The 24,726-nt window shown below is 61.5% G+C and carries 27 protein-coding genes and 1 pseudogene; 17 read left to right on the plus strand and 11 right to left on the minus strand.

Annotation, left to right across the window (positions count from 1 at the left end; translation table 11 throughout):
• Positions 1 to 87 precede the first annotated feature (87 nt).
• The 5 genes from aroA to H6866_04945 all read left to right on the plus strand — a co-directional run bounded on the left by aroA (position 88) and on the right by H6866_04945 (position 4,869).
• Positions 88 to 1,392: a 3-phosphoshikimate 1-carboxyvinyltransferase gene (aroA, locus tag H6866_04925; GenBank protein ID USO06799.1), complete on the plus strand. Its 1,305-nt coding sequence runs from the start codon at positions 88 to 90 to the stop codon at positions 1,390 to 1,392.
• Positions 1,389 to 2,000 (plus strand): DUF2238 domain-containing protein, encoded by a 612-nt coding sequence (locus tag H6866_04930; GenBank protein ID USO06800.1) that lies wholly within the window; start codon positions 1,389 to 1,391, stop codon positions 1,998 to 2,000. The genes aroA and H6866_04930 overlap by 4 nt, the downstream gene beginning before the upstream one ends.
• Positions 1,997 to 2,674, plus strand: coding sequence for a (d)CMP kinase (locus tag H6866_04935; GenBank protein ID USO06801.1), 678 nt, complete (start codon positions 1,997 to 1,999; stop codon positions 2,672 to 2,674). The genes H6866_04930 and H6866_04935 overlap by 4 nt, the downstream gene beginning before the upstream one ends.
• Positions 2,675 to 2,757: 83 nt before the next feature.
• Positions 2,758 to 4,584 (plus strand): 30S ribosomal protein S1, encoded by a 1,827-nt coding sequence (gene rpsA / locus H6866_04940; protein ID USO06802.1) that lies wholly within the window; start codon positions 2,758 to 2,760, stop codon positions 4,582 to 4,584.
• 66 nt (positions 4,585 to 4,650) lie between these two features.
• The gene (locus H6866_04945) at positions 4,651 to 4,869 is read left to right on the plus strand and encodes a hypothetical protein (protein USO06803.1); all 219 of its coding nucleotides are present in this window, start codon (positions 4,651 to 4,653) and stop codon (positions 4,867 to 4,869) included.
• A gap of 36 nt (positions 4,870 to 4,905) precedes the next feature.
• On the opposite strand, the gene H6866_04950 is transcribed toward H6866_04945, so the two are convergent.
• From H6866_04950 to H6866_04985, 8 genes are all read right to left on the minus strand, one after another.
• The gene (locus H6866_04950; GenBank protein ID USO06804.1) at positions 4,906 to 6,612 is read right to left on the minus strand and encodes a long-chain fatty acid--CoA ligase; all 1,707 of its coding nucleotides are present in this window, start codon (positions 6,610 to 6,612) and stop codon (positions 4,906 to 4,908) included.
• 169 nt (positions 6,613 to 6,781) lie between these two features.
• Positions 6,782 to 7,462 (minus strand): amino acid ABC transporter ATP-binding protein, encoded by a 681-nt coding sequence (locus tag H6866_04955; GenBank protein ID USO06805.1) that lies wholly within the window; start codon positions 7,460 to 7,462, stop codon positions 6,782 to 6,784.
• A gap of 50 nt (positions 7,463 to 7,512) precedes the next feature.
• Positions 7,513 to 8,334 (minus strand): transporter substrate-binding domain-containing protein, encoded by an 822-nt coding sequence (locus tag H6866_04960; protein USO06806.1) that lies wholly within the window; start codon positions 8,332 to 8,334, stop codon positions 7,513 to 7,515.
• Entirely contained in the window at positions 8,331 to 9,170 is an 840-nt protein-coding gene (locus H6866_04965; GenBank protein USO06807.1) for a transporter substrate-binding domain-containing protein, read from the minus strand. The genes H6866_04960 and H6866_04965 overlap by 4 nt, the downstream gene beginning before the upstream one ends.
• Positions 9,171 to 9,173: 3 nt before the next feature.
• Positions 9,174 to 10,019 carry an amino acid ABC transporter substrate-binding protein gene (locus tag H6866_04970; protein USO06808.1) on the minus strand — a complete coding sequence of 282 codons (846 nt, stop codon included), beginning with the start codon at positions 10,017 to 10,019 and terminating at the stop codon, positions 9,174 to 9,176.
• The gene (locus H6866_04975; protein USO06809.1) at positions 10,016 to 10,342 is read right to left on the minus strand and encodes a transporter substrate-binding domain-containing protein; all 327 of its coding nucleotides are present in this window, start codon (positions 10,340 to 10,342) and stop codon (positions 10,016 to 10,018) included. Before H6866_04975 ends, H6866_04970 begins: the two co-directional genes overlap by 4 nt.
• A 76-nt stretch (positions 10,343 to 10,418) precedes the next feature.
• Entirely contained in the window at positions 10,419 to 11,084 is a 666-nt protein-coding gene (locus H6866_04980) for an ABC transporter permease subunit (GenBank protein USO06810.1), read from the minus strand.
• Positions 11,085 to 11,097: 13 nt separating this feature from the next.
• The gene (locus H6866_04985) at positions 11,098 to 11,715 is read right to left on the minus strand and encodes a winged helix-turn-helix domain-containing protein (GenBank protein ID USO08595.1); all 618 of its coding nucleotides are present in this window, start codon (positions 11,713 to 11,715) and stop codon (positions 11,098 to 11,100) included.
• A gap of 51 nt (positions 11,716 to 11,766) precedes the next feature.
• On the opposite strand from H6866_04985, the gene H6866_04990 reads away from it, so the two are divergent.
• The 11 genes and pseudogenes from H6866_04990 to H6866_05040 all read left to right on the plus strand — a co-directional run bounded on the left by H6866_04990 (position 11,767) and on the right by H6866_05040 (position 21,179).
• Positions 11,767 to 12,528 (plus strand): hypothetical protein, encoded by a 762-nt coding sequence (locus H6866_04990; protein USO06811.1) that lies wholly within the window; start codon positions 11,767 to 11,769, stop codon positions 12,526 to 12,528.
• A gap of 120 nt (positions 12,529 to 12,648) precedes the next feature.
• Positions 12,649 to 13,254, plus strand: a complete 606-nt coding sequence (locus H6866_04995) for a hypothetical protein (GenBank protein ID USO06812.1) — start codon at positions 12,649 to 12,651, stop codon at positions 13,252 to 13,254.
• On the plus strand, positions 13,238 to 13,615 hold the full coding sequence (clpS, locus tag H6866_05000) for an ATP-dependent Clp protease adapter ClpS (protein USO06813.1): 378 nt from the start codon (positions 13,238 to 13,240) through the stop codon (positions 13,613 to 13,615). Before H6866_04995 ends, clpS begins: the two co-directional genes overlap by 17 nt.
• 8 nt (positions 13,616 to 13,623) lie before the next feature.
• Positions 13,624 to 13,908, plus strand: coding sequence for a GTP cyclohydrolase (locus H6866_05005; protein USO06814.1), 285 nt, complete (start codon positions 13,624 to 13,626; stop codon positions 13,906 to 13,908).
• A gap of 54 nt (positions 13,909 to 13,962) precedes the next feature.
• Positions 13,963 to 16,272 carry an ATP-dependent Clp protease ATP-binding subunit ClpA gene (gene clpA, locus H6866_05010; GenBank protein ID USO06815.1) on the plus strand — a complete coding sequence of 770 codons (2,310 nt, stop codon included), beginning with the start codon at positions 13,963 to 13,965 and terminating at the stop codon, positions 16,270 to 16,272.
• A 6-nt stretch (positions 16,273 to 16,278) separates the two neighbouring features.
• Positions 16,279 to 17,409, plus strand: coding sequence for a DUF2157 domain-containing protein (locus tag H6866_05015; protein ID USO06816.1), 1,131 nt, complete (start codon positions 16,279 to 16,281; stop codon positions 17,407 to 17,409).
• The gene (locus tag H6866_05020; protein USO06817.1) at positions 17,406 to 17,861 is read left to right on the plus strand and encodes a GDYXXLXY domain-containing protein; all 456 of its coding nucleotides are present in this window, start codon (positions 17,406 to 17,408) and stop codon (positions 17,859 to 17,861) included. Before H6866_05015 ends, H6866_05020 begins: the two co-directional genes overlap by 4 nt.
• Positions 17,862 to 17,909: 48 nt before the next feature.
• A complete protein-coding gene (locus H6866_05025) occupies positions 17,910 to 19,505 on the plus strand; it encodes an NAD(P)/FAD-dependent oxidoreductase (GenBank protein USO06818.1) in 1,596 nt (531 codons plus the stop codon).
• A gap of 164 nt (positions 19,506 to 19,669) precedes the next feature.
• Positions 19,670 to 20,092, plus strand: coding sequence for an NADH:ubiquinone oxidoreductase subunit NDUFA12 (locus tag H6866_05030; GenBank protein USO06819.1), 423 nt, complete (start codon positions 19,670 to 19,672; stop codon positions 20,090 to 20,092).
• Positions 20,089 to 20,619 (plus strand): outer membrane lipid asymmetry maintenance protein MlaD, encoded by a 531-nt coding sequence (gene mlaD / locus H6866_05035; GenBank protein ID USO06820.1) that lies wholly within the window; start codon positions 20,089 to 20,091, stop codon positions 20,617 to 20,619. The genes H6866_05030 and mlaD overlap by 4 nt, the downstream gene beginning before the upstream one ends.
• Positions 20,620 to 20,891: 272 nt before the next feature.
• A pseudogene (locus tag H6866_05040) lies at positions 20,892 to 21,179 on the plus strand (DUF2155 domain-containing protein).
• Here the strand turns inward: H6866_05040 and H6866_05045 are convergent.
• The 3 genes from H6866_05045 to H6866_05055 are packed head-to-tail and all read right to left on the minus strand — an operon-like array spanning position 21,152 to position 23,039.
• Positions 21,152 to 21,967 (minus strand): leucyl/phenylalanyl-tRNA--protein transferase, encoded by an 816-nt coding sequence (locus H6866_05045; protein USO06821.1) that lies wholly within the window; start codon positions 21,965 to 21,967, stop codon positions 21,152 to 21,154. The pseudogene H6866_05040 and the gene H6866_05045 overlap by 28 nt on opposite strands.
• On the minus strand, positions 21,940 to 22,398 hold the full coding sequence (locus H6866_05050) for a DNA starvation/stationary phase protection protein (protein ID USO06822.1): 459 nt from the start codon (positions 22,396 to 22,398) through the stop codon (positions 21,940 to 21,942). The genes H6866_05045 and H6866_05050 overlap by 28 nt, the downstream gene beginning before the upstream one ends.
• Before the next feature lie 11 nt (positions 22,399 to 22,409).
• Positions 22,410 to 23,039 carry a hypothetical protein gene (locus H6866_05055; GenBank protein USO06823.1) on the minus strand — a complete coding sequence of 210 codons (630 nt, stop codon included), beginning with the start codon at positions 23,037 to 23,039 and terminating at the stop codon, positions 22,410 to 22,412.
• Between the two features lie 62 nt (positions 23,040 to 23,101).
• Here H6866_05055 and H6866_05060 point away from each other — a divergent pair, with 62 nt between their 5' ends.
• On the plus strand, positions 23,102 to 24,724 hold the full coding sequence (locus H6866_05060; GenBank protein USO06824.1) for a hypothetical protein: 1,623 nt from the start codon (positions 23,102 to 23,104) through the stop codon (positions 24,722 to 24,724).
• Positions 24,725 to 24,726 lie beyond the last annotated feature (2 nt).

The raw sequence follows: 24,726 nt of genomic DNA on the forward strand, positions 1-24,726 counted from the left end.
TTCGAAAAACCGCGAGGCTGTGCCCCCGGAAACCCCCATCCAACTTCCCTCTTGGTTTTCCCGGACGCCCGGGGTTAAATCCCGGGCATGAGCCAGCTATCCGCGCAGCGCACCACTCGCCTTTCCGGAACGATCCGCGTACCGGGCGACAAATCCATTTCGCACCGCGCGATCATGTTCGGCGCACTGGCCGAAGGAACGACCCGTATCCGCGGCCTGCTGGAGGGGGAGGACGTGCTCAGCACGGCAGCGGCGATGCGGGCGATGGGCGCGCGCATCGAAAAACAGGACGCCGAATGGATGGTCGAAGGCGTGGGACAAAAGGGCCTTTCGCAACCAGAAATCCCGCTTGATCTTGGCAATTCTGGTACTTCCGCGCGGCTGTTGATGGGCATTTGCGCCGGCTATCCGATCAGCGCGCGCTTTAAGGGCGACGCATCCCTTTCCAAGCGTCCGATGAAACGGGTGATCGACCCCCTTACGCAAATGGGCGCGCATTTTGAATCGATCGACGGTCGCTTGCCGCTGACCATCACCGGTTCGGCCGACCTGCGCGCGATACATTACGACATGCCCATCTCCTCGGCGCAGGTCAAATCAGCCATCCTTCTGGCGGGCCTGCGCGCGCGCGGCATCACCTCGGTACGCGAACCAAAACCCTCGCGCGACCACACCGAACGGATGCTGGCCGCTTTTGGCGGCGCGTGCACGGTCTATCCGGACCGTATCGCGGTTGACGGCGGCCAGACCTTAAGCGCCCCCGCCGAAACCCTGCACGTTCCGGGCGACCCGTCTTCGGCCGCCTTTCCGGTGATTGCTGCGTTATTGACCGAAAACAGCGACGTCACGCTCACCAATATCGGACTGAACCCCACGCGCACCGGGCTTTACACGACATTGATCGAAATGGGCGCCGATATTGCGTTTTTGAACGAACGCAAAATTGGCGGCGAGATGGTCGCAGACCTGCGCGTGCGCGGCTCGAAACTGCGCGGCGTCACCGTGCCGCCCGGGCGCGTACCCAGCATGGTCGACGAATTCCCGGCCCTGTTCGTGGCCGCCGCCTGCGCCGAAGGGGAATTTTTCGCGGATGGGCTGGATGAACTGCGTGTCAAGGAATCCGACCGCCTCAAAACCATGGCCGACAACCTGAAAGCCTGCGGCGTTGAACTGGAAGAGGGTGCGAATTCCCTGCGCATCTACGGCACCGGAAAACCCCCGAAAGGCGGCGCCACCGCCCAGACCCATCTCGATCACCGCATCGCGATGAGCTTTCTGGTCCTTGGCCTGTGCACGCCCGAACCCGTTACCATCGACGACGACCACGCCATCGCCACCAGCTTTCCGGGTTTCGTGGCCATGATGAACGACCTGGGGGCGAAGATCTCATGACCCGCGCCGCGCTGGCCCTGCCATCGGGATTGCTGGCCGCCGTTTTCGCGGTGCTGGTCTGGTCCGCACTCGCCCCGCACGATTACCCGACATGGGGGGAGGAAGTCGCACCGGTACTGGTCGTCCTGCCGCTTTTGGTCGCGACATACAAAAAATTCCCGCTGACGCCGCTGCTTTACACCCTGATCGCGCTGCATGCCTGCATCCTGATGATCGGCGGGCATTACACCTATGCATTGACCCCCGTCGGCGAATGGATGCGCGACATCCTGCATACCCAGCGCAATCCTTATGACCGGCTGGGACATGTCTTTCAGGGCTTCGTGCCCGCGCTCGCAATTCGCGAGATTTTGCTGCGCACCACTGCGCTGAACCGTAGGAAAACGCTGGCTGTGGTCATATTTTTATGCTGCATGGGAATTTCAGCGCTTTACGAACTCATAGAATGGGCGGCGGCAATGATCGAAGGCAGCGGAGCCGACGCGTTCCTTGGCACCCAGGGCGACATCTGGGACACCGACGCCGACATGCTGTTTTGCGGCATCGGCGCGATCGCGGCGCTTTTGACCCTGCCCCGCCTTCACGACAGACAACTGGCCGCACTATGAACACACCCCGCACCGCACCTGTCATCACCATCGACGGCCCCTCCGCCTCGGGCAAGGGTACGCTGGCCCGCGCGCTGGCCAAGCGCCTGAATTTCTATTACCTCGACACTGGCGCGATCTACCGCGCCCTCGCACTCGACCTGCTTGCGCGCGGCATCGACCCGGACGATGCCGATTCCTGCGCCGCCGAGGCACGGCGCTTTGCCCCGCTCTTCCGCCCGGAAATGACCGAAACGCCAGACATCCGCACCGACACGGTGGCGCAGGCGTCGTCGAAATCCTCGCGCCATCCCGGCGTGCGCGCGGCGTTGCTCGACCTCCAGCGCGACCTTGCCCATAACCCGCCAGCACCCTTTAAAGGCGCGGTGCTGGATGGACGCGACACCGGCACCGTGGTCTGCCCGGATGCCCCTTTGAAGCTGTTCTTGACGGCGAATCCCGCCGAACGCGCCGTGCGCCGCACAAAAGAGTTGCTTTCCCGTGGGATTCCCACTACATACGAGGCCGTCCTGCAGGATCTGGAATCGCGTGATGCACGCGACTCTTCCCGTGACGTGGCCCCCCTGAGACCGGCAGAAGATGCGGCAGCGGTGGATACCACGGACATGGATGCGGACGCGGCTTTGGATCATGTACTTTCCTTGGTGCGCGCCCGTTTTCCCGGCCTTGCCTGACACTTTTCGGCGTTCTGGATCTACGGATCGGAAACAACAGGCGCGCGAAAAGCATCCCGACTACCAAAATAGGAAACCAAAAAATGGCTCGTATAGCTGCACAATTGAAGGATCGTGCGGAGTCGAAGGAATTCGCCGCCCTCCTGAATGAAACCGTTAAACCCCAGACCGCCTTTGAAGGCACCGTGGTCAAAGGCCGCATTATCGGCTTTACCCCCGACGATGTAATCGTCGACGTCGGTCTGAAATCCGAAGGCCGCGTTCCGATGAAGGAATTCGGCTTTGCCGCCCAGAAAAACCAGTTGAATTTGGGCGACATCATCGAAGTCTACGTCGAACGCGTCGAAGACCGTCAGGGCGAAGCCGTGCTTAGCCGCGAAAAGGCCAAGCGCGAGGAAGCATGGTCCGAACTGGAGCGCTCGCACCTCAAAAACGAACGCGTTCAAGGCATCATCTTCGGCAAGGTCAAGGGCGGCTTTACGGTCGACCTGAACGGCGCCGTCGCCTTCCTGCCGGGTTCCCAGGTGGATATCCGCCCGGTGAAGGACATCTCGCCGCTCTTTGGCACGCCGCAACCCTTCATGATCCTGAAAATGGACCATGCGCGCGGCAACATCGTGGTTTCGCGCCGCGCGGTGCTGGAGGAATCCCGTGCCGAGGCCCGCTCCGACCTGATGGCCCAGATGGAAGAAGGCCGCGTCCTGCAAGGCGTGGTCAAGAACATCACCGATTACGGTGCGTTCATCGATTTGGGCGGCATCGACGGCCTGCTCCACGTCACCGACATTTCGTGGAAACGCGTCAACCACCCCTCCGAAGTGTTGCAGATCGGCCAGTCCATCGACGTCATGGTCATCCGCTACAACAAGGAAACGGGCCGCGTGTCCCTTGGCCTCAAGCAACTGGAAAAAGATCCGTGGGAAGGCGCGCAATCGCGTTACCAGCCGGGTCAACGCTTCCAGGGCCGCGTGTCCAACATCACCGATTACGGCGCCTTCGTGGAGTTGGAAGACGGTGTCGAAGGCCTTGTGCACGTCTCGGAAATGTCGTGGACCAAGAAAAACATCCACCCCGGCAAAATCGTCGCGACCTCTCAGGAAGTCGAGGTCATGGTGCTGGATGTCGACATGGAAAAACGACGTATTTCCCTCGGCCTCAAACAATGCCAACCCAACCCGTGGAAGGCCTACGCCGACGAACACAATGTCGGCGACGTCATCGAGGGCGAGGTCCGCAACGTGGCCGAATTCGGCGCGTTCGTGGCGCTGGGCGCCGAAATCGACGGCATGGTCCACATGTCCGACATTTCGTGGGAAATCCCCGGCGAAGAAGCCATCAAGTCCATTGAAAAAGGTTCGACCATCAAGGCCAAAATCCTTGAAATGGACCCCGACAAGGAACGCGTGGCCCTTGGCATCAAGCAACTGACCGAGAAGCCGGAAGGCGCGATCGAGCAGTCGCGTGGTAAAAAAGGCGAATCGCACGCGCACGGCCACGCCGAAGGCGATGCGTCTGGCGAAGCCAGAAAAGGCAGCGTCGTCACCGTTACGGTGTCGGCGGTCGAAAAGGACGGCATCGTTGTCGCCCTCTCCGACGGCTCGAAGGGCTACATCAAGCGCGGCGACCTGTCGCGTGAACGCTCGGAACAGCGCCCGGACCGCTTCGCCGTCGGCGAAAAGGTCGATGCCAAAGTGATGTCGAAAGGCAAGAATGGCGAGGTCTCCCTCTCCATCAAGTCGCGCGAGATCGACGAGGACAAGGCCGCGATGGCCGAGTACGGATCGACCGAGTCCGGCGCAAGCCTGGGCGACATTCTGGGCGCCGCGCTTGGCAAGGAAGCGGACGCTCCGGCCGACAAGCCCGCCGCGAAGAAAAAAGCCGCGCCTAAAAAGGCCAAGACCGAAGAATAATCTTCCGGCTTGCCAGTAACAAAACCCCGGCTTCCCGCCGGGGTTTTTTCATGCTTGAATATTCTCATGTGGCAAAAACATCGAAAACTGATCGTCGCCCAGTTCGCGGGCCTTGCCGCGGTCGTGGCCTTTATGCTGGCCTTTATGCGTTATCGCCAGACCGGCGTGTTTCAAGAACAGGTGCTCGGCTCATTCCTGCTGTTCGGTATAATCCTGTTCGCGGTGGAGGTCCGCTCCCTGCTTGGCTGGCTGCGCGAACGCCACGCGCAAAAAACCGGAAACTAGGGTCAGGACCCCATACGCCAGGATGCGGGCTTTGTTCTATCGCTCCGCTTTCGTCGAAACGGGTATCTTGGCGGCCTCGCGCGCGACAAGCTCCTTGCGCGACAATTTACCGACCAGTGTCTTGGGCAGCGGCGCATCCGTAATCTCGATCTGTTTTGGCACTTCCACCGGCTGCAATTCGTGTTTCAGATACACGCGCAACGCCTCGACCTCGATGTGCGCACCCGCCTTGGGATAGATCCACGCCTTCACCACCTCGCCCCGCGCGGGGTCCGGCACCCCGGCGACGACACATTCGCCCACGCCGGCAAAACCATAAATGATATCCTCGACATTGCGTGGATAGACCTTGAATCCGTTGACGATGATCATGTCCTTGATCCGGTCGACGATGCGCACGTAACCGCCCTCGTCCATGGTCGCGACGTCGCCGGTATGCAGCAATCCTTGCCGCAGCACCAGTGCGGTTTCCTCTGGCTTGTGCCAGTATTCCTTCATCACCTGCGGCCCGCGCACGCACAGCTCGCCCCGCTGCCCCAAAGGCACAGGCGTCACGCCGTCTTCCAGCGATATGATCTCCACGATCGTGCCCGGCACGGGCAGGCCGATCGACCCCGGCTTGTTCGCGCCCGCGGTGGGGTTGACGCACACGACGGGCGAGCTTTCGGAAAGCCCGTACCCTTCCACCACCACCGCGCCGGTCAGGGATTCAAAGCTTTTCTTGACCTCCGGCGGCAACGGCGCCCCGCCCGAAATGCAAAATTCGATCGAGGTCAGGTCGTATGTCGCGCCCTCGGCCTTGTGCGCGATCGCATTATAGATCGCGGGCACGGCGGGAAAGATGGTCGGTTTTTTCTTCGCAATGATCGCCAGAGTCTCGTCGATATCGAAACGCGGCGTCGCGATGATCTCCATCCCCAGCCGCACCGCGAAATTCAGGCACGCGGTCATCGAAAACACATGGAAGAACGGAATGACCGCCAGCATCTTTCCCCGGCCTTCCTGCGCGCCGGGCAGCCATTGCACCGCCTGCTCGCAATTGGCTGAAAGATTGGCGTGGGTCAGTGCCGCCGCCTTGGGAATCCCGGTCGTGCCGCCCGTATATTGCAACAGGGCGATATCATTGATCGGGTCTATTTCGACCGGCGCGGGCTTGCCGTCATTGTGCACCAGCGCGTCGAACGCCAGATAGTCGCCCGCATGCGCGGCGCTTGAAATCTCGCGCCACTTCACGACCGGAAATAAAAGATTTTTGGGAAACGGCAATATATCGGTGAACCGGCAGACGATGACGTTTTCAAGCCGCGTCTGGGTCAACACCTCCGCCGCCTTGGAAAACATCGCCTCAAGATCGGTGGTCACCAGATAGGTCGCGCCGGAATCCTCGATATGGTGGCGGATCTCGCGCGTCGTATAAAGCGGGTTAAGGTTGACGACGATCCCCCCGGCCTTGAGGACGCCATAATACAACGCCGGATAAAACGGACAATTGGGCAGCATCAGTGCCACCCGTTCCCCCTTCATGAAGCCGCGGTCCTGCAACCCGCGCGCGACGTGGTCGGCGGCCTGTGCCAGCGCGTCCCACCCGTAACGCTTGCCCATGAAATCGAAGGCCGGCGCGTCACCGTATTTCGCCCGTGCCTGGTCAAGCAGCCATGGCAGTGGATAGGTCGGAATGGGCGCGTCCCAGCGCACGCCGGGCGCATAGGATTTGGACCACAGATCAGGGGAATAAACGGACATGCCAAGCCAGTATAACACGCGGATGTTAAGGCGTGTCGTCAATTGAAGGATTTTGGGGCGAAAATGGCTGTTTTCAAGAACCGCATCGCAGAACACATGAGCGTATTTGAGAAGCGGAAGCGCAGAAAACAGCCATTTGCAGCCCAAAAGATAAAAAGTGTCGATACGCCTAATAAACCATTCCGACGCTGGAGAGAAACGCCGACAAACGTTCGGTGCCCGGCTCGGCCAGAATCTCCGGCCCGCCACGCTCGGCTACCACGCCACCGTCCATGAAAATGACCTGGTCGGCCATGCGCCGCGCGAAACCGACTTGGTGCGTGATCAGGAACACGCCGATATTGCGCTCCTTCAGGTGACCAAGCTTGGTCAAAATCCGCGCCGTCTGCTCGACATCCAGCGCCGAGGTAATTTCATCCAGCAGGATATAGGCGGGGTTGAGAATCAGCGCCCGCGCCAGCGCCACGCGCTGCCGCTGCCCGATCGAGGCCTGATTGGGATAATTGTCGATGAAGCCCTGCATCTCGAACACATGGATCAGGCCCTCGATGTCTTTTTCCGCCTGATCGTTGCAGTTGCGCGCGGGCAAAAGGATATTTTCGCGCAAGGTCAGATGCGGCCACAAAAACAGCGACTGGAACACCGTGGTCATGCGCGGCCACGGCACGGGGTCGAAAGGCAGTTTCGGATCGCGCGGAAAATCGTACACCGTCCCGTCCATCGACACCTGCCCGGTATCGGGAAAATCCAAAAGCCCCAGCGCGCGCAAAAGCGTGGTCTTGCCCGTGCCAGACGGGCCGATGATACAGGTAATCGTCCCCGGCGCGATATCGATGTCGATGCCACGCAAGACGGTATTTTGACCGAATGATTTGGTGATACCGCGCCCGGACAGCATGTCTAATTGTCCGCGTACGGCTTGGCGGGCAGCAGGATGGTTTCGGGATAGGGGGTGTTTTCCTTGATGATCCGCGCCAGCGCGCCCGTCTGCTGTAACGCGTCGACGGTCACGTCGATCATCCCCTTCAGATCCGGCTCGCCATGCGGCAGGGCGATGCCGCACCCAACCACGCGCAAGGGGATCGGAAACGGTTTGATGCGCCCCGGATTCTTGGCCATGTATTCGGCGCCGATGGACGCATCCAGCGGCAGACCGTCGGCCTTGTCGCTGATCACCGCCTCGATCCGGTCGGCATGCGAGGTCAGCGCCGGGAATTGCAACGTCTTGGCCTTGGGCATCTGTTCGCGCGCGACGATCTGTGAAAACTCGCCGTCCAGCGTCGCAAGTTTCACCGACTCTTTGTTAAAATCCTCAAGCGTTTTGAAACGTGTTTCGTCCGCGCGCACATACATGGTGTACGGGCTGTAAAACAGCGAGCGGCTGAACGCCACGGCAAATGTCCGGGTCGGCGCGGGCGAATACCCGGTGCAGTTGGCGTCGAACGCGCGGCCGATGCCCTCGAACGCGACGTCGGCCCCGACCTCCGGCCCCCATTCGATCTTGATGCCAAGCTGTTTGCCCATTTCCTCGACCAGCGCATAATTGATCCCGGAAAGCACGCCGGAATTGGGGTCCTTCTGCACGAAGGGCGGATAGACCGTATAGGCGCAGCGCAGCGTGTGCGTACGCACGACGCGATCAAAACTGCTTTCCTGCCCGTCCTGCGCGAACGCGGGTAGGGAAAGAAGAAACAGGAAAAGTGCCAGGAAAAAATTTTTCATTGGGTCACCTCATAGGGTTTGATCGGGTATTGGAAATCTCCGGGCTTGGCGTATCGGACGATGATCGCGTTGATCTTGCCGCTATCAAGCAGGAATTGCGTCGTATGATCCAGCATCCTGCGGAAATCGTCGTCCCCGCGCGCGACGGCCAACGCCTCGGGAAAGGTGCGGACCGGATAGGCGGCCGAAACCATGCGCAGGCCGGGTTTGTTGTTCCGGTTGAATTCTCCGACCGCAACGGCCGAGGCAAAGACGATATCCGCTTTTTTCTGCGTGACCTGCATGAACAGATCGGAAAACCCGACCGATTGCGGAAGACAAGCCAGCGCCGCTTTCGGAAAATCCTCCTGCGCGATGATCGCCGACATCTCGCCGTCGATGCATGACACGCGGATGGCCGGATCGTTGACCGCGTCCATATTTTTATCGAAACGCGTATCGCCCGCCCGCGTCCAAGCATAAATCGTCTGATAGGTGATCGGCACGACGAAATCCGACACCCGCGCGCGCGACGGGTTGATCCACAGGCCCACGCACATCGCATCGATCCGCCCGCTATCCAGCGCCTCGGCATAATCGCCGTAGCCGACCTCCTGCGCCCAGTCGATTTTCAGGGACAAAGCCTTACCCAAGACTTCCGAATAATCATGCCAGATGCCGGAAAGCGCACCCGTGTTCGGATCGCGCATGATATAGGGCGACCCCACGATATACCCGCACCGGATCGTCCCCGTGCGCATCACGCGGTCATACGCGCTTTCCTTTTGGTCGGCGGACAGTGCAGGAAAAGCAGACAGAGTAACAAGAAGGACCAACAGTGCGGATACAACTCTCATGGCTTATGGCCCCCATTTGTAAGGCCGCTCAACCGGCAGCAGAAAGTCAACCGGATATCCTTTGGCTCCGTATTTTTTCTTGAGCCGGTCGAACGTCCCGTTGTCCTGCATCTGGTGGATGGCCGTATTCAGCATGTGCACCATTTCATGCTCGTGAATGTCCACGGCGATCGTATTGGGAAATATGCGGATGGGTCTGGCCGTCGGCACCATGCGTATCTTGCCGGGATTGCTGCGGTTGAAGGCTTCGAAACGGTCGGGCCCGTCAAAGGTGACATCGGCCTTGCCGGTCATGACCATGACCAGCAAATCCTCAACCGCGCCGATTTGCGGACGTGAAACTGTTTTGGCGAGAGGGTAGTCGCGCGAGGCGATTTCCTGCGAAACATCGTCATCGATAATGGCGATGGTCACGGTCGGGTCGTTGATGGCCTCGGGCTTGTGATCGAAGCGTGTATCGCCTTCACGGACAAAAGCCGTCGCGGGCAGAAATGAAATCGGATCGGTGAACGCCAGCCGACGACCGCGGGCGGGCGTAGCCCAAATACCGGCACAGTGCGCATCGGCCTTGCCTGCCTGAAGTGCTTCGGCAATCTGCGACCAATCGACTTCAAGATTATATTCGATCTTGAGGTTGAGCGCCTTGCCGATTTCCTGCATGAGGTCGTACATGATGCCCGACATCTCGCCCGTGTTGGGGTCGCGCATCACAGCCGGTTCCCACAAGCCGTACGCACACCTCAAAACCCCCGTGCGCATTACGCGATCATAGGCGCTTTCCTTTTGGTCGGCGGACAGCGCAGGAACGGAAAACAGAAACAACACGAACAACAGAACAAATTTTTTCATTTTGCCGCCTCATACGGTTTTGCCGGGCGCAAAAACAGGCCCGGCTCGGTCTCCCATTTGGAAATGATGCGGTCCATCGTCCCGTCGTTTTCAAGATTCTGGATCGCGTTGTCCAAAAACGCCTTAAGCGCAAAATCGCCGGGCGCGACCGCCAACGGCGCGGGCATAACCTTGACCGGGTCCTGCGGCGCGACCAAACGCAATTTGACCGGATTGGCCTTGTTGTATTCGATGATGATGTTGCTGTTGCCCAGCATCGCGTCGCCCTTTTTGGTATAAAGCTCCTGCATCACCACATGTCCCTCGACCGCCGGACGCCGCATGGCGCCCCCCTTTAAACCATAACTGCCTGATACACGGTCTTTTGTTGCATGCCGTCGTGCCGAACGCAAACCGGGATTACTGCTCCGAAAGATCGCGCGTATACCGCGCCTTGAGCCACAGGGCAAAACCGTTGATCGGCAGGCACACCATCAGGAAAAACACGCCCAGGGCGGTATAGATTTCGACCGGGCGGTAGATCTGGGCGTTGATGCGTTGCGCGGCGCGAAAAATCTCCTCGACCGAAATCAGACTGGTGAACAACGTCGTGTGCAGCATCATCACCTGCAGCAAAAGCAGCGATGGCAACACCTCGCGAAAAATCAGCGGCAACTGGATGTTCAAAACCGTCTGCCGCCGGCTCAGGCCGGTAACCCGCGCCGCAATCAGGTATTGCTGCGGAAAATCGTTAAGCGCCCCGCGCACGATGTCGGCGACGCCGAAAATGTTGATGACCGAAAGCGTGAATGCGCCGGTATAAAACGGATCGATGACGACATTGAGCATCGCCTGCGCCGGGTAATGCAGCCAGAACAAAAACACCAGAATGGGAATGCCGGAAAGAATGAACGACACCGCCCGGCTGGGCAGGCCTACGGCCAGACGGTAGCGTGACCCGGCGACGCCCAGCGCCCCGCCCAGCACAATGCCGGAAAACCAGATGATCAGCGAAAGTTCAAGCGTGACCCGCAGCCCGTTCAGGAAGGCGGGGTAATAATTGACGAGGATATCCCAGACGCTCATGCCCATACCCCTATCATGCCTGCCCCGTGAACTGATAGCCGTCCTCGGTCGTCACGATGACGCGCGGCACGGCGGGGTCGGCCTCCACCTTGCGGCGCAGGCGATAGACATGCGTTTCCAGCGTATGGGTATCAAGGCCGGGCCGATACCCCCAGACATGCAAAAGCAGCGCCTCGCGCCCGACCGTCGCGCCGCCGCCGTCGATCAGACAGGCGGCCAGCCGCGCCTCCGTGTCGGTCAGGGACAAAAACCGCCCGTCCGGTGTTTCAAGCGTCAACCGCACGGGGTCGAGCCGCCACCCCGCATGGGCGCGTGGCGCGCACATGTCGTACGACGCGGCCGCCAGCCTCTCCAGCGCCGCCAGCACGTCGCCAAGTCGTGCGGGCGCCGCCAGAAGACAACGCTGGCGTTCGCCGCCGCCAGACCCGACCTCGACCCCGGCATGGCCAAGCAGCACGGCGGGCATATCCCCCGCCGCCGCCGGATCACCCGAAGGACAGACCAGCGCGACCAGCGCCCGGTCTTCCGGCCCGGCCAATGCCAAGGCGCCGACCTGACCACTGCTCAGAATCTCGGTAAAGCCCTGTATTTCCACGGAATCGGTGGCGACAAGGCGAACGGGCACATGCATCAGGCTCATACCCCCTACTCTGGCACAGGGCTTGCACCAATAAAACCTGCGATGCGTATGATGACCGCCCCGACACAGGAAACCATTACCTGGTTCACCCCGGACCAGAGCGCGGCCTACGCCGCGCAAGGCGGCAAAAAGACTGGCGCCGCGCAAGGCGGCAAAACAATTGATGCCACGCAAAATGACGGCAAAACCTTTGCGATGGTACTGGCACAGGCCGAATCGGCCACACCCGCCTCAATCCCGGCCATAGTGCCGACCACGCCAACACCCGCCCTTGCGGTCCACCACAACCGGTTTTCGGTTCAGCGCACCGCCGGCACCCTGCCGGTCTTCACCCCGAAGGCCGAGGCCGCGTCCTTCGCACCCCAGGCCGTACCCACGAAAGTGGAAGCCGGCCAGCGTCTGGGCCTTGGCGACCTGATCGACATCGTCAACCCGCTCCAGCACATCCCCTTTGTCGCCGCCGCCTACCGGAAAATCACCGGCGATACCATAAGTCCTGCAGCTCAGTTCATCGGCGCGACCCTGTATGGCGGGCCGCTGGGCGCAGCCGCCGCGATGGGCGACATCGCGATCCGTGAATATACCGGCGCGGGGCTGGGCGACCGCGCCATCGCCGCCTTAAGCGGCAAATCGGCACCGGCCACGCCTGCCGTCATGGCCGCGCGTTGGGATGAACCCGCACGCATGGCGGGCACCATGCCGGTCTGGAGCGACGAAACCACCCGCCTTGCACAGAGCACCCAAACACCCGGCACGGCATCTGAAACAGCCTTCAACACGCTGGTTCAAAGCCTAAGCGCTTGAAACGCCCATTACCACAAACACACTGCTGAAAACCGCATAACCGCTATTGCCCAGCCCGCCGCGCCTGACTATCATCCCGGTGTAATTACATTTTTTGCGTGTGACGAAAGGTTTTCGGGAATGTCGCGTATCCTCTCCCTGCTGGCGGTGTGCCTTCTGACCCTCACATTGGCTGCCTGCGCCGTCGACCGTCGCTCGCCGGATGGGTATTCGACCTCGCGCCGCGACCTGACCAACTACACCTACGCCGCCACGGACGCGCTGATGAACCGCGCCGGCCGCAGCGTCAACAAGACCACCCCTCTGTTGGTCGGAACGATCGGCAACGTCAACGACGTCGAATCCTCCTCCACCCTCGGCCGCGCGATCACCGAACAGATTTCGGCCCGACTGGCCGAACGCGGCTACAAGGTCGCTGAAATGAAACTGCGCCAGGGCATTTCGATCCGTCAGGGTGGCGATCTTGATCCCGCCGCCACGGGCGAATACCTGCTTTCACGCGATGTGCGCGACATTTCGGGCGAACACAAGGCTGCGGCGGCCATTGTCGGCACCTATGCCGTGGGCGCCGACAACGTGCTGGTCAATCTGCGTCTGGTCGACATCCGCACCGGCAACGTGATCACGGGCTACGACTTCACCCTGCCCAGAACCGCTGACATCGCGGCGATGAGCAACACACCGTCGGTCCGTGCGCCGTGGTTCAGCTATGGCCGTTCGTTCTGACGACGACAGCGAAAACCCGGCCGCGCCGCCCGGTGGTGATTCCGGTGGCGACGGCATAGCGGGGCAGGATGCCGCGGGTGTGATGATTAAGTCGCGCCCGAAAACGCGACGCCCGTCGATGTACAAGGTCCTGCTGCTCAACGATGATTTCACGCCAATGGATTTTGTCGTCCATATCCTTGAAAAATTTTTTGCCAAAACCCGGGCCGAGGCGACGGATGTCATGCTGCACGTCCATCGCCGGGGCGTCGGCATCTGTGGCGTCTACACCTATGAAATCGCGGAAACCAAGGTGACACAGGTGATGGATTACGCTCGCGCCCACGAACAACCGTTGCAATGCACGATGGAAAAGGAATAGGCACCCCCATGTACATTGTCATGCTGCATTACAAGGTCGCCCTCGACGTGATGGACCGCCACCGCCCGGCGCATCTGGAATGGCTTAAACAGGGTTATGAACAAGGCATGCTGCTGGCCTCTGGCCGTCAGACCCCGCCCACGGGCGGCGTTATTCTGGCGCATGCCATGCCGCGTGCGGAACTGGACGCCTATCTCGCGCGCGATCCGTTCAAAACCGCGGATCTGGCCGATTACACGATCGTCGAATTCGCGCCAAACCTGCGTGCGCCGGAGCTTTCGGGCGTCGAGTAGAAAAAAATCACGACCTGCGTTATATTGGACGCTTTAAGAAGGTCTACAAACGCCATGCTGTCCAAGAATCTCGAAGCCACGCTGCACCGCGCCCTCGACCTTGCGACCGCGCGCCGCCACGAATACGCGACGCTCGAACACCTTCTTCTGGCGCTAACCGACGACCCGGATGCGCTTGCGGTGATGCGCGCCTGCGGCGCCCATGTGGCCGAACTTCAGGAACAGCTGACCCGCTACCTCGACACCGAATTGATGAACCTGATCAACCCCTCGATCGAGGAGGCGAAACCGACCACGGGCTTCCAGCGCGTGCTCCAGCGTGCCGCGATCCACGTCCAGTCTTCAGGGCGAGAGGAAGTGACCGGCGCCAACGTACTCGTCGCCCTGTTCTCCGAACGCGAATCCCACGCGGTGTTCTTCCTGACCGAACAGGACATGAATCGTTTTGACGCGGTCAATTACATCTCGCACGGCATCGCCAAGGTCGGCCAATCCGACCAACCCAAGACCCCGCGCGCCGCCGGATCGACGGTGGAGGAGGAGAACGACGGCGTCAAAAAAGGCGCCGACGCGCTCAAGGCCTATTGCATCAACCTCAACGAAAAGGCCAGATCCGGCAAGGTCGATCCCCTGATCGGACGGGAGAAGGAGGTCGAACGCACCATCCAGATCCTCTGCCGCCGCGCCAAGAACAATCCGCTTTACGTCGGCGACCCCGGGGTCGGCAAGACCGCGATCGCCGAAGGTCTGGCCCGCCGCATCACCGAAGCCCAGGTGCCGGACGTGCTGAAAAACTGCACCATCTTCGCCCTCGACATGGGCACGCTGCTGGCGGGCACCCGTTATCGCGGCGATTTCGAGGAACGCCTGAAGGCGGTGATCACCCAGGTCGAAAAGACCGAAGGCGCGATTTTGTTTATCGACGAAATCCACACCGTGATCGGCGCGGGCGCGACATCGGGCGGCGCGATGGACGCCTCGAACCTGCTCAAGCCCGCCTTGTCTTCGGGCGCGATCCGCTGCATCGGCTCGACGACCTACAAGGAATACCGCCAGCATTTTGAAAAGGACCGCGCGCTGGTCCGCCGCTTCCAGAAAATCGACGTGGCCGAACCGACGATCGACGATACGATCCGCATTCTGACCGGCCTCAAGACCGTGTACGAGGCGCACCACAAGCTCAAATTCACCGATGCCGCGATCCGCGCGGCGGTCGATCTGTCCGCCAAATACATCAACGACCGCAAGCTGCCCGACAAGGCGATCGACGTGATCGACGAGGCCGGGGCCGCCCAGATGCTGTTGCCCGAATCCGCGCGCAAGGCCGAAATCGACGTGCCGGAGATCGAGGCCGTGGTCGCCCTGATGGCGCGTATCCCGCCCAAATCCGTATCCAAGGACGACCGCGAGGTGATCCGCAATCTCGAACGCGACCTGCGCACGTTGGTCTTCGGGCAGGATCAGGCGATCACGGTGCTGTCCGACGCGATCAAGATGGCGCGCGCCGGGCTTCGCGACGCTGAAAAACCGATCGGCTGCTACCTGTTCTCAGGCCCCACCGGCGTGGGCAAGACCGAAATCGCACGCCAGCTCGCCAAGACGCTGGGTGTCGAACTCAAACGCTTCGACATGTCCGAATACATGGAACGCCACGCGGTCAGCCGCCTGATCGGCGCGCCCCCCGGCTATGTCGGCTATGAACAGGGCGGACTTTTGACCGACGCGGTGGACCAGCAGCCGCACTGTGTCCTGTTGCTGGACGAAATTGAAAAGGCGCACGCCGACATCTACAACATCCTGCTGCAGGTCATGGACTACGGCAAACTGACCGACAATAACGGCAAGACCGTCGATTTCCGCAACGTCATCCTGATCATGACGACCAACGCGGGCGCGGCGGCAATGGCCAAAGCCCCGATGGGCTTTTCGGGCGACGTGCGCACCGGCGAGGATGTGGAGGCGATCAACCGCATGTTCACCCCGGAATTCCGCAACCGCCTTGACGCCATCGTGCCCTTCGCCGCGCTTTCGGGCGAAACCGTCGCGCGCGTCGTCGACAAATTCGTGATTCAGCTGGAGGCGCAGCTCGCCGACCGCAACGTCACCATCGACATGAGCGAACGCGCCCGCGAATGGCTGGCGCGCGAAGGCTACGACCCCGCGATGGGCGCGCGGCCGCTTGGCCGCCTGATTCAGGAAAAGATCAAAAAGCCGCTGGCCGACGAATTGCTGTTCGGCAAACTGGAACAGGGCGGCGTGGTGCGAATCGATTACGACGGCGAAAAAATCGTTTTCGTCTTTCCCGGCGCAACACCCAAGGCCCTGCCCAAATCCAGCCGCGGCAAGGAAACGCAGGACGCCTAAAACCCCATGTCCCTGCGTGGCAAACTTGACCGATGGAAAGACGAAGGCCTGATCACCACTGATCAGGCCGAACGCATTCTCGCACACGAAACGGCGCGCAACGCGAACCGGTTTCGCGGCGGCTATACGGCGGCGGGCCTGCTGTCTGTCCTGCTTGGCGTCGCGCTGATCGTCGCCGCGAACTGGCAGCAAATTCCATGGCAAATGCGGCTGGGCGGGAATTTCGTGCTCAACGCCGTGCTTGCAGTCCTTGTCTGGCGCTGGCGCGACAATCCGGCGCGCGCGCTCTGGCGCGAAGGCGCGCTGATGGCGCTCTGGGGCCTGACCCTCACTTTGATCGCCCTGATCGGCCAGAGCTTCCAGCTCGGCGGCGAGGCTTATACAGCGATGCGCCTGTGGTTCTGGGTGACCACGCCGATGGTCCTGCTTTTCGCGCAAAGCCGGTTCCTCGCCCGCCTGTGGGCCGCGGCCTTCATGATCTACGTCCCCTATGACCTGATCGCGACAACATGCGACCACACGCAGGATTGGGCAATCCGCAAAACCGTGATTTTGGGCATCGGCATCGTCCTGCCGTTTTTCGCCTATGCGCTGGGACGCTGGCCACGCTTTGCACTTAACCGCCCGGTCATGGCGCACACCTTGCGCCGGCTTGCGGGCCTGATCGCGGCGCTGGGCGCAAGCGCGGCCTCGCTCGAGTTTTATGATTTCATCCATACCCCGGTTGAACTGGCCGTGCCCGTTTCGTTTGCGCTGGCCGCAGTGGCGCTGCGCTTTGCCCTGCACCCGCGCCTGAAAACGCAGGACGACCGCGATGCGCTCGACCTGCTGGCGGTTTCGGCGATCTTCATGTGCCTGCCCTTTCTGGCGCAGACACAATCAAGCTGGTTTGCACTGGCCGATTTCGTGGCTTACTGGGGCATCATCGGCGCATTCTGGCAACAGGCCGGCCATACAAGGCTGGTCAGTCTGTCGGTCAAACTGGTCACCTTGCGCCTGTATCTCGGCTTTCTTGAAGTGTTCGGCTCGTTGATGCTTTCGGGCTTTGGGTTCATCGCCATGGGCCTTGTGATGATCGCGATGGTCAGGGCTGCACGCTGGCTCGATCGCAGGCTGAAAGGCGCCGCCGCACGATGACGACCCCGTCCACACCCCGTCCCACGCTCTGGGTCTATCTCGCCGCCCTGTTGCTGCCATTTGCGGTGCTGGGCGGTATGACTGGCTGGTACGTCTATCAAGACGCACACGCACGCACCTATACCGTGGCGATTCAGGGTTACGACCCGCGCGACATCGTTTACGGCGAATACATCAACCTGCGTCTGAAATGGGACGACCCAACCAGCGAAAAACCCGCGCGCGACGACTTGCCCGCCGACGCGAACATGTACCTGCCCGAAGGCAACGCCCAGGATCTGGAAACCATGCTGCGCGACCCTGCCCTTCATTTCACGGCCGCGGTACAATTGCGCGGCACCAGGGCCTCGGTCCGCGCGCTGAACGTCGACGGACGCCCGTGGCAGGCGGCGCTGACTGACTGGCGCCGCGCCCGGACGGAAAATCAGTCGGTGCAAACCCCTTCGCGATAACGCCTTTTTGCGCTGGACGGACCGGCGCAAAACCGGCCACAATGCCTCATGACCGAACGTTACGATGCCGCAATCGTGGGAATGGGCCATCAGGGCCTGATCGCCGCCAATCTTCTGGCGCAAGAAGGTCTGTCGGTCGCCGTGATCGACATCGCGTCGCCCGTGCGCGGCGGCCTTGCCTACGACCCGTTCGCGACCGGCTTCGTCACGGGCCCATGCGCCCATGCGCCGGTGCCGGTCGATCAAAACCTTGCCGACCGTCTGGGGCTGGAGGAACGCGGTTTTGCCATGAAGGCGGAGCAGACCTGCTCCTTCGCGCCCGCCGGTCTTGAATCCGGAAAATATCTTTACGCCAGCGCTTCGCGCGCCGCGACCCAGCGCGAAATCGCCAAATTCTCGCAAAAAGACGCCGACACCTTCATGGCCTTTTCGGACGAGGTGCACGCCCTTGCCCAGATTCTCGAACAGGTCGCGGACGGGTTACCCCCCTATTCGCAGGACGGGTGGAAGGATTTATGGGGCGTGTTTGAAACCGGTCGCCTGCTCGCCGAAGGGGGCGAGGCGGCGCAGCTGATGTTCGCGCGCCTGATGAACGCGTCGCTGGAAACCGCGGTCGGCGAAATGTTTGAAAGCGACCCCGTGCGCGGCTTCATCGCCACGCAGGCGACCATGGCCTCGATGACCGTACCCGGACGCAAGGGGTCAGCGGCGTCACTGATCCAGTACATGCTGGGTCTGGGCGGCCACCGCCCCTATCGCGGCGACTGGCAGCCGCTGCGCGGCAGCCTGCACCATTATCTACGCGCCCTGACCCAGGGCGCGATCGACCGCGACGTCGCCTTTTTTCCGGGACAGGTCGCCGAATCCTTCCGCATCGACGGGGAACGCATCACCGGAGTCAATTTGTCCGACGGCGAACCGGTCGAGGCTGGGATCGTCGTCGCCGACATGAATCCCCTGACCCTGTTCGACCAGATGATCGGCACGGCGCGCCTGCCGACCGAGCTTCAGACCCGCATTTCCCCGCTGCGTCAGGGCGCGGGCTTCGTGCGCATGAAGCTGGCGCTCAACGACCTGCCCAATTTTACCGCGCTGGAAAAGGACGCCGCGCAAAGCCGTCTTGCGGGCGAAATCCTGCTTGGCCCGACGCCCGAATACATCATGGCCGCCCGCGCCGATGCCAAAACCGAAGGCGGGTCGCACCGTCCGGTGATCTCGATGGTCATCCCCTCGCTCAGCTCCGACGAACTCGCCCCGCCGGGCAAACACGTCGCATCCATCATCGCACAGTATTATGAACCCGGCCTGCCCAACGACGCCGACAACTGGGGCGCCATCGCCGACACGGTATACGGCGCGCTGGAAACCGTGGCCCCCGGCTTCACCCGGCTGGTGGACACCGCCACGGTCTATATGGGCGACAACATGACCCGCACCATCGGCCCCCTGAATCGCGAGGCTTTGGGCGGCGGACACCCGTTGACCCAGATTTTCGGCGGCCTGTTCGGCCATCACGGACTGGGCGCGCACCCGCCGCTCGACAATCTGGTGATTTGCGGCTACGGACCCGAAGCCTCTGCCTCCAGCCACTTCAACCGCGGCGGCGAAAGCGCGGCCCGTCTGGTCATGGGCGCCACCGCCTGATACGGCGGCAAACAACTGTGCAAGGGCGCGTGAGCGACAAAAACGGCGACGACCGCCACCGCGCGAGCTTATGCGAGCGAAGCCCAAGCGACGAGTAAGCGACAACACCGCATATCACAGATACGGTCTTGATTTGACCGCGTTTTTCCGCCATTGCTAGGGGCATGAAATTCCTGCGCAACCTGATTGGCGTGCTTTCCCCCGTTTCCTTTCTGTTGACGGTGTGGCGGCGCGGCGAATATGTCGGCACCGATCAGGTCGGCAACCGCTATTACCGCGCGAACCCGCGCAAGGGCTACCGCCACGACCAGCGCTGGGTCGTCTATGCCGGTGAGCCGCAGGCCAGCGCCGTTCCTCCCGAATGGCACGGCTGGCTGCACCACCAGACCGACGCGGTGCCGAATCCCGAATCCGCCAGCTATCGCAAACCCTGGCAAAAGCCGTGGCGCCCGAACCTGACCGGCACCCCGCGTGCCTGCCTGCCGCCCGGCCACAAGCTTGCCGGCGGCCACCGCGCACCGGCCACCGGCGATTACGTCCCATGGACCCCGAAAGACACCAGCGACAACGCGAGGTTGGAACAATGAAACGCAACATCATCGAAACCGTGCTTGGCGCGGTGGTCCTTTTTGTCGCCGTGGCGTTTTTCGCCTACGCCTCAAGCCAAACCGACGTGGGCGAGGTCAGCGGCTATGAGGTGCATGCCGATTTTAACGATGTCGGCGGTCTGAAGGAAGGCGACAACGTCCGCATGAGCGGCGTCAAGATCGGTACTGTCGAATCGATCCGGCTTGACGATTACCGCGCCCGTGTCGCGTTTTCGGTCGAAGACGATGTCAAATTGCCTGTCGATTCGGCGGCGACCGTGGCCTCGGAATCCCTGATGGGCGGGAACTATCTTTCCATCGCCCCCGGTGCCGACGATCAGATGATCAAGCCCGGCGGTGCGATCAGCTATGTTCAGGATGCGCAAGATCTGCAAACCCTGCTGGGCAAATTCATCTTTTCGATGACCGGCTCGAAAAAATCTGACGATGCCGCTTCCCCCGCATCGAGCGCGGCCCCGAACGCACCAGCCGCCCCGGCCGTTACCCCGGCCATGCCGCAAATGTGATGCGTAAACCCTGCCTGCTTGCGATTTTTCTGTTTTTCGCGCTATGTGCGCCCGCGCCTGCGCAGGACGAAATCGGTGATGCCGTTACGAACGGCAATGCCGCGGACAATATCCCCTCGGACGAAGGCGACATCAGCCCGGAGGTTCAGGCGATCATCAACACGCCCGGCACGCCCGCGATCGATCAAGGCCAGAACGATATAACCCCCCCCAATGCCCCGCCCGCGCCGCCTGAAAGCGCCGGCACGCCCAGAAAACCGGAATTCGAGGATATGCCGCAGGTCGAACTGCGCATCCTCGACAAGGTCCGCGCCGAAAGCCGCACCTATATCCTGAATGTCGGACGCACCGTGGCCTATGCGAATATCCGCATCCGTCCGCGCGCCTGCCGCAAATCCTCGCCGCTCGACGACCCGGAAAATGCTGCGTTCCTTCAGATCTGGGAAGTGAAGCCGGATTCGACCAGCGCGTGGATATTTTCGGGCTGGATGTTCTCCTCCTCGCCCTCGCTTTCAGCGATGGACCACCCGGTTTACGACGTCACGGTTCTGGACTGCAAAAACCCTATGACGGAATCCCAGTCCGAATCCTCGGCCCCCACCACCGGCGAAGCCGCGCCGGGTGAGTCCCCGGACGCCAAGGATAAACCGCCGGAAAAATCCTCTGAAAAACCGGTCGGCGCGGCCGATCCGATGAAGGAAACACCGGCGCCCGATCCGTCGTCCCCCGGCCCATCCCCCGACAAGGCCGATTCCAAAAGCGAGTGATACGCCGCGCGCGGAATTTCGATACACCCGAATTGCAGCAAATGCGGATTGACGAACTGGGTATCCAGCAACGTGAAACCGCGCGTCGAAAGCCGCGCCACCAGATGCACCAACGCGACCTTGCTGGCGTCCGTCACCTTTGAAAACATGCTTTCCCCGAAAAAAGCCCGCCCGATCGCAAGCCCGTACAGCCCGCCAATCAATCCCCCTTGCGCATCCCAGCATTCGACGCTGTGCGCCCATCCCATGCGGTGCAACGCGCGAAACCAGTCGCGAATCGGTTGGTTGATCCAGGTTTCCCCGCGCACCGGCGTATGCGCGGCGCACCCCGCGATGACGTCGTCGAAGGCGCGGTTGATGGTCACGCGGAAGGGCCGTTTTTTCAGCCTTTTGCGCAAGGACGCCGGAACATGGAACGGATCGATCGGAATAATGCCGCGCATTTCCGGATCAATCCAGAACACCGTCGGATCGTCTGCGCGCTCCGCCATCGGAAACACGCCCGCGGCATAGATCGCGATCAGGTCTTCGGGCCGGAAGGGGCGTATCCCCCCTATTTCGCGGTCGCCCTCAGCATCCATGCGGTTTTTTCATGCTCGCCCAGCCGCGTGGTCAACATGTCGGCGGTGGCGGCGTCGTTTGCGTCTTCGGCCAGATTGATGACCTTGGCGATGGACACGGAAATATCCTCGTGATCCGAAGCCAGATCCTTGATCATCTGCATCGCATCCCGGCCTTGCCCCGTTTCCTTGAGCGCGGCGGACTGCATCAGTGTCTTGACGGAAACCGGTGCATAGGCGTCAAGTGCGCGGATACGCTCGGCGATTTCGTCCAGCGCCTGCCACAAAGCCGTGTACTGCGCCTCGAACATCGTATGGAACTGGTGAAAATCCTCGCCCTCGACATTCCAATGGCTGGCATGCGTCTTGTAATACACAACGAACGTATCAGCCAGTACGCCAGTCAACCCTTCGACAATGGCTTTGCGCTTTTTCGCGTCGATCTGTTTCATGTCGCCCTTTTTTACGAGTTGTCATCGCCGTTTTGCGGCGTATTCGGCGTCCGGGGCAAAAGCGTGTTCAGCCCCATCTGCGGCATCTGCGTGCCGGGTCCAAGACTTGGCATCCCCAGACGCGGCATATTGTGCAGCTGCACCTTCTGCGCCAGCGCCTGCTCCTGCACCAGAAGTTGCGCCAGTTGCGGCGCGACCTGCAGCGTCGCCGCCGACAGCCCCTCGCGATGGATGATTCCGCCGTTGCTGGTCGAATCGCCCAGATTGTCGCGATGCACGCTTTGCGCGAATTTCGCGTTCTTAAGCCATGTCTGCAGCGGCATGATCCCGGCCTTGATCGGCTTGTGGGCGAAATAATCGTCCTGATCGGTCGAAACCTTCATCATCGGCACCTGCTTTGCGTACACCATGCGGCCCTTTTCGACCGCGCAGACATGCAGATAGCTGATAGCGCGCAAAGGTTCGGTGAATTCGCCCGAAACCGCGACATTGAGCCTGAGCGAATCCATCGCCTGCCCGAATTCGAGGGTCAGTGAATGGTCGCTGAGATCGAAGATGACAACGGATACGTCGTGTTCAAAACCATGGTTGGCCACCAGTCCCAGTTCCCCGCCCTGGCTGGCCAATAAATCGATTTGCATCACAAGAAAGTCCTGTTTTTGCGTATGCTGTAATCTAGCCTTTTTTATTCACGTTGACCACCATGACCTTCATCACCGGCTTTCTGGCCGCCAACAGCAACGAAAACAGCAAGGAATATCAATCCCTTGTCACGCAGTTTTTGGCCGCATGCCCGCGCGCGCGCGGCCACGATGATATTGGCATTCTGACGCGGCAATCCTGCACGCTTGCGGCGCGCGCGCGCCGCACCCGCGACCTGAGCCTCGACGGTGCGCAACCCGCGCAGGACGCGCAAGGCCGTATGACCGTGATTCTCGACGGCTATATCGCCAATGCGGATTCCCTGCGCCACGCGCTGGAGGCCGAGGACCAACACCTGCGCGGTCGCGCCGATGCCGAACTGGTGGCGATGGGCGCGGCGCATTGGGGCCTTAACCGATTGCTGCAAAAACTGGAAGGCGCCTTCGTCTTCGCGCTGTGGGATGACGAAAACAAAACCCTGCACCTCGTGCGCGACCGCATGGGCCTGCGCCCCCTGTACTGGACGCGGCATCGCGACATGGTCGCTTTCGCCTCTGATTACCGGGCGTTTGCTGCATTACCTGATTTCGTACCCGTACACGATCCGGCGGCGCTGGCCGATTATCTGGCATGGGGCCATATCGCGGCGCCGCGCGCGCCATGGAAGGGTGTTTACACTCTGCCCCCCGCGCACCGCCTGATGCTGGCGGATTCCGGCACCGACACGCAGCCCGAATCCTATTGGTCCGCCGCCCGCGCGCTGGAGGAAATCGCCCTGCGTGATACACCCGCCACCCAACCCGAACGCCTGAACGCCGAATGTGTGCAAGGCGCGATCGCGCTTGACGTGCCGTTCGGTTTGATCGGCGATTCCACGCCTGCCGGCGGCAGGCTGCACGCGACCCTTTCCGCCATGTCGGAAAGGCCTTTTCTTGCGCGCACGCTGGCAGCGCCGGACGGGGTTTTGCTGCAAACAGCCTTCGATGCGCTGGCCGCCCTGCCCGAACCGGTTTGCGATCCGGCGGCGCCGGCATGGTGGGCAGCGTTGCAAGCCATCCCTGCCGACACCCCGGTCTGTCTGGCGGCGACACCGCTGAGCCGCCCGATTGACGAGGACGCGCGCGCCCGCCGTCTGCGCCGCATGCTTGCCCGTATTCCCCGCCTGCTTCACCCCTTGCTGCCGCAATCATGGCGCGCTCGCGCCGAACCTGCGGGGACAGCCTGTGTCGCATCCGCGCGCATCTGGCCACAATTTGGCGAAACCCCGGACTTGCCCGAACCCCGCCTTGACCTTTCGCCTGCGCGGACCCGCGCCTATTATGGTTTTTTACATGACGCTTGCGGCGGATATTTCGCCGCGCTCGACCGTATCGCAAACGCGGCGGACGTGGAATTACGCCTGCCGCTGGCCGATACGCGGATGCTCGAACACGGCTTTCCCGCACGGATCGAAAGCGCGCCCGCCGACATTGTGACATGGATGCGCGGCCCCCTGCGCCCGCGCATCGCCGCGCTTTTGGATGCGGATGCGCTTGCCCGGGCCGGCCTGCCCGACCCCGCGCCATTTCATGCCGCATGGCTGGCGTTTCTGGGCGGCGACGATGCGCAGGCCCACGCGCTCTGGACCCTTGCGACGCTGCTGGCATGGATACAGAAAAATGTCGCGCCGAACCAGGTTGCCTGACC

It is taken from the genome of Rhodospirillales bacterium, assembly GCA_023898805.1.
GTDB lineage: Bacteria > Pseudomonadota > Alphaproteobacteria > Micavibrionales > UBA1664 > UBA6145.

What these genes read in the sequence shown, in the direction of transcription:
- aroA (USO06799.1), top strand. Translation starts at nt 88, where the DNA reads ATGAGCCAGCTATCCGCGCAGCGCACCACTCGCCTTTCCGGAACGATC.
- clpA (USO06815.1), top strand. Translation starts at nt 13,963, where the DNA reads ATGCTGTCCAAGAATCTCGAAGCCACGCTGCACCGCGCCCTCGACCTT.
- H6866_04950 (USO06804.1), bottom strand. Translation starts at nt 6,612, where the DNA reads ATGTCCGTTTATTCCCCTGATCTGTGGTCCAAATCCTATGCGCCCGGC.
- H6866_04945 (USO06803.1), top strand. Translation starts at nt 4,651, where the DNA reads ATGTGGCAAAAACATCGAAAACTGATCGTCGCCCAGTTCGCGGGCCTT.
- rpsA (USO06802.1), top strand. Translation starts at nt 2,758, where the DNA reads ATGGCTCGTATAGCTGCACAATTGAAGGATCGTGCGGAGTCGAAGGAA.
- H6866_05025 (USO06818.1), top strand. Translation starts at nt 17,910, where the DNA reads ATGACCGAACGTTACGATGCCGCAATCGTGGGAATGGGCCATCAGGGC.
- H6866_05020 (USO06817.1), top strand. Translation starts at nt 17,406, where the DNA reads ATGACGACCCCGTCCACACCCCGTCCCACGCTCTGGGTCTATCTCGCC.
- H6866_05060 (USO06824.1), top strand. Translation starts at nt 23,102, where the DNA reads ATGACCTTCATCACCGGCTTTCTGGCCGCCAACAGCAACGAAAACAGC.
- H6866_04930 (USO06800.1), top strand. Translation starts at nt 1,389, where the DNA reads ATGACCCGCGCCGCGCTGGCCCTGCCATCGGGATTGCTGGCCGCCGTT.
- H6866_04960 (USO06806.1), bottom strand. Translation starts at nt 8,334, where the DNA reads ATGAAAAATTTTTTCCTGGCACTTTTCCTGTTTCTTCTTTCCCTACCC.
- H6866_05050 (USO06822.1), bottom strand. Translation starts at nt 22,398, where the DNA reads ATGAAACAGATCGACGCGAAAAAGCGCAAAGCCATTGTCGAAGGGTTG.
- H6866_04935 (USO06801.1), top strand. Translation starts at nt 1,997, where the DNA reads ATGAACACACCCCGCACCGCACCTGTCATCACCATCGACGGCCCCTCC.
- H6866_04975 (USO06809.1), bottom strand. Translation starts at nt 10,342, where the DNA reads ATGCGGCGTCCGGCGGTCGAGGGACATGTGGTGATGCAGGAGCTTTAT.
- mlaD (USO06820.1), top strand. Translation starts at nt 20,089, where the DNA reads ATGAAACGCAACATCATCGAAACCGTGCTTGGCGCGGTGGTCCTTTTT.
- H6866_04990 (USO06811.1), top strand. Translation starts at nt 11,767, where the DNA reads ATGCGTATGATGACCGCCCCGACACAGGAAACCATTACCTGGTTCACC.
- H6866_04995 (USO06812.1), top strand. Translation starts at nt 12,649, where the DNA reads ATGTCGCGTATCCTCTCCCTGCTGGCGGTGTGCCTTCTGACCCTCACA.
- H6866_04980 (USO06810.1), bottom strand. Translation starts at nt 11,084, where the DNA reads ATGAGCGTCTGGGATATCCTCGTCAATTATTACCCCGCCTTCCTGAAC.
- H6866_05005 (USO06814.1), top strand. Translation starts at nt 13,624, where the DNA reads ATGTACATTGTCATGCTGCATTACAAGGTCGCCCTCGACGTGATGGAC.
- H6866_05055 (USO06823.1), bottom strand. Translation starts at nt 23,039, where the DNA reads ATGCAAATCGATTTATTGGCCAGCCAGGGCGGGGAACTGGGACTGGTG.
- H6866_05030 (USO06819.1), top strand. Translation starts at nt 19,670, where the DNA reads ATGAAATTCCTGCGCAACCTGATTGGCGTGCTTTCCCCCGTTTCCTTT.
- clpS (USO06813.1), top strand. Translation starts at nt 13,238, where the DNA reads ATGGCCGTTCGTTCTGACGACGACAGCGAAAACCCGGCCGCGCCGCCC.
- H6866_04970 (USO06808.1), bottom strand. Translation starts at nt 10,019, where the DNA reads ATGAAAAAATTTGTTCTGTTGTTCGTGTTGTTTCTGTTTTCCGTTCCT.
- H6866_05015 (USO06816.1), top strand. Translation starts at nt 16,279, where the DNA reads ATGTCCCTGCGTGGCAAACTTGACCGATGGAAAGACGAAGGCCTGATC.
- H6866_04965 (USO06807.1), bottom strand. Translation starts at nt 9,170, where the DNA reads ATGAGAGTTGTATCCGCACTGTTGGTCCTTCTTGTTACTCTGTCTGCT.
- H6866_05045 (USO06821.1), bottom strand. Translation starts at nt 21,967, where the DNA reads ATGGATGCTGAGGGCGACCGCGAAATAGGGGGGATACGCCCCTTCCGG.
- H6866_04985 (USO08595.1), bottom strand. Translation starts at nt 11,715, where the DNA reads ATGCATGTGCCCGTTCGCCTTGTCGCCACCGATTCCGTGGAAATACAG.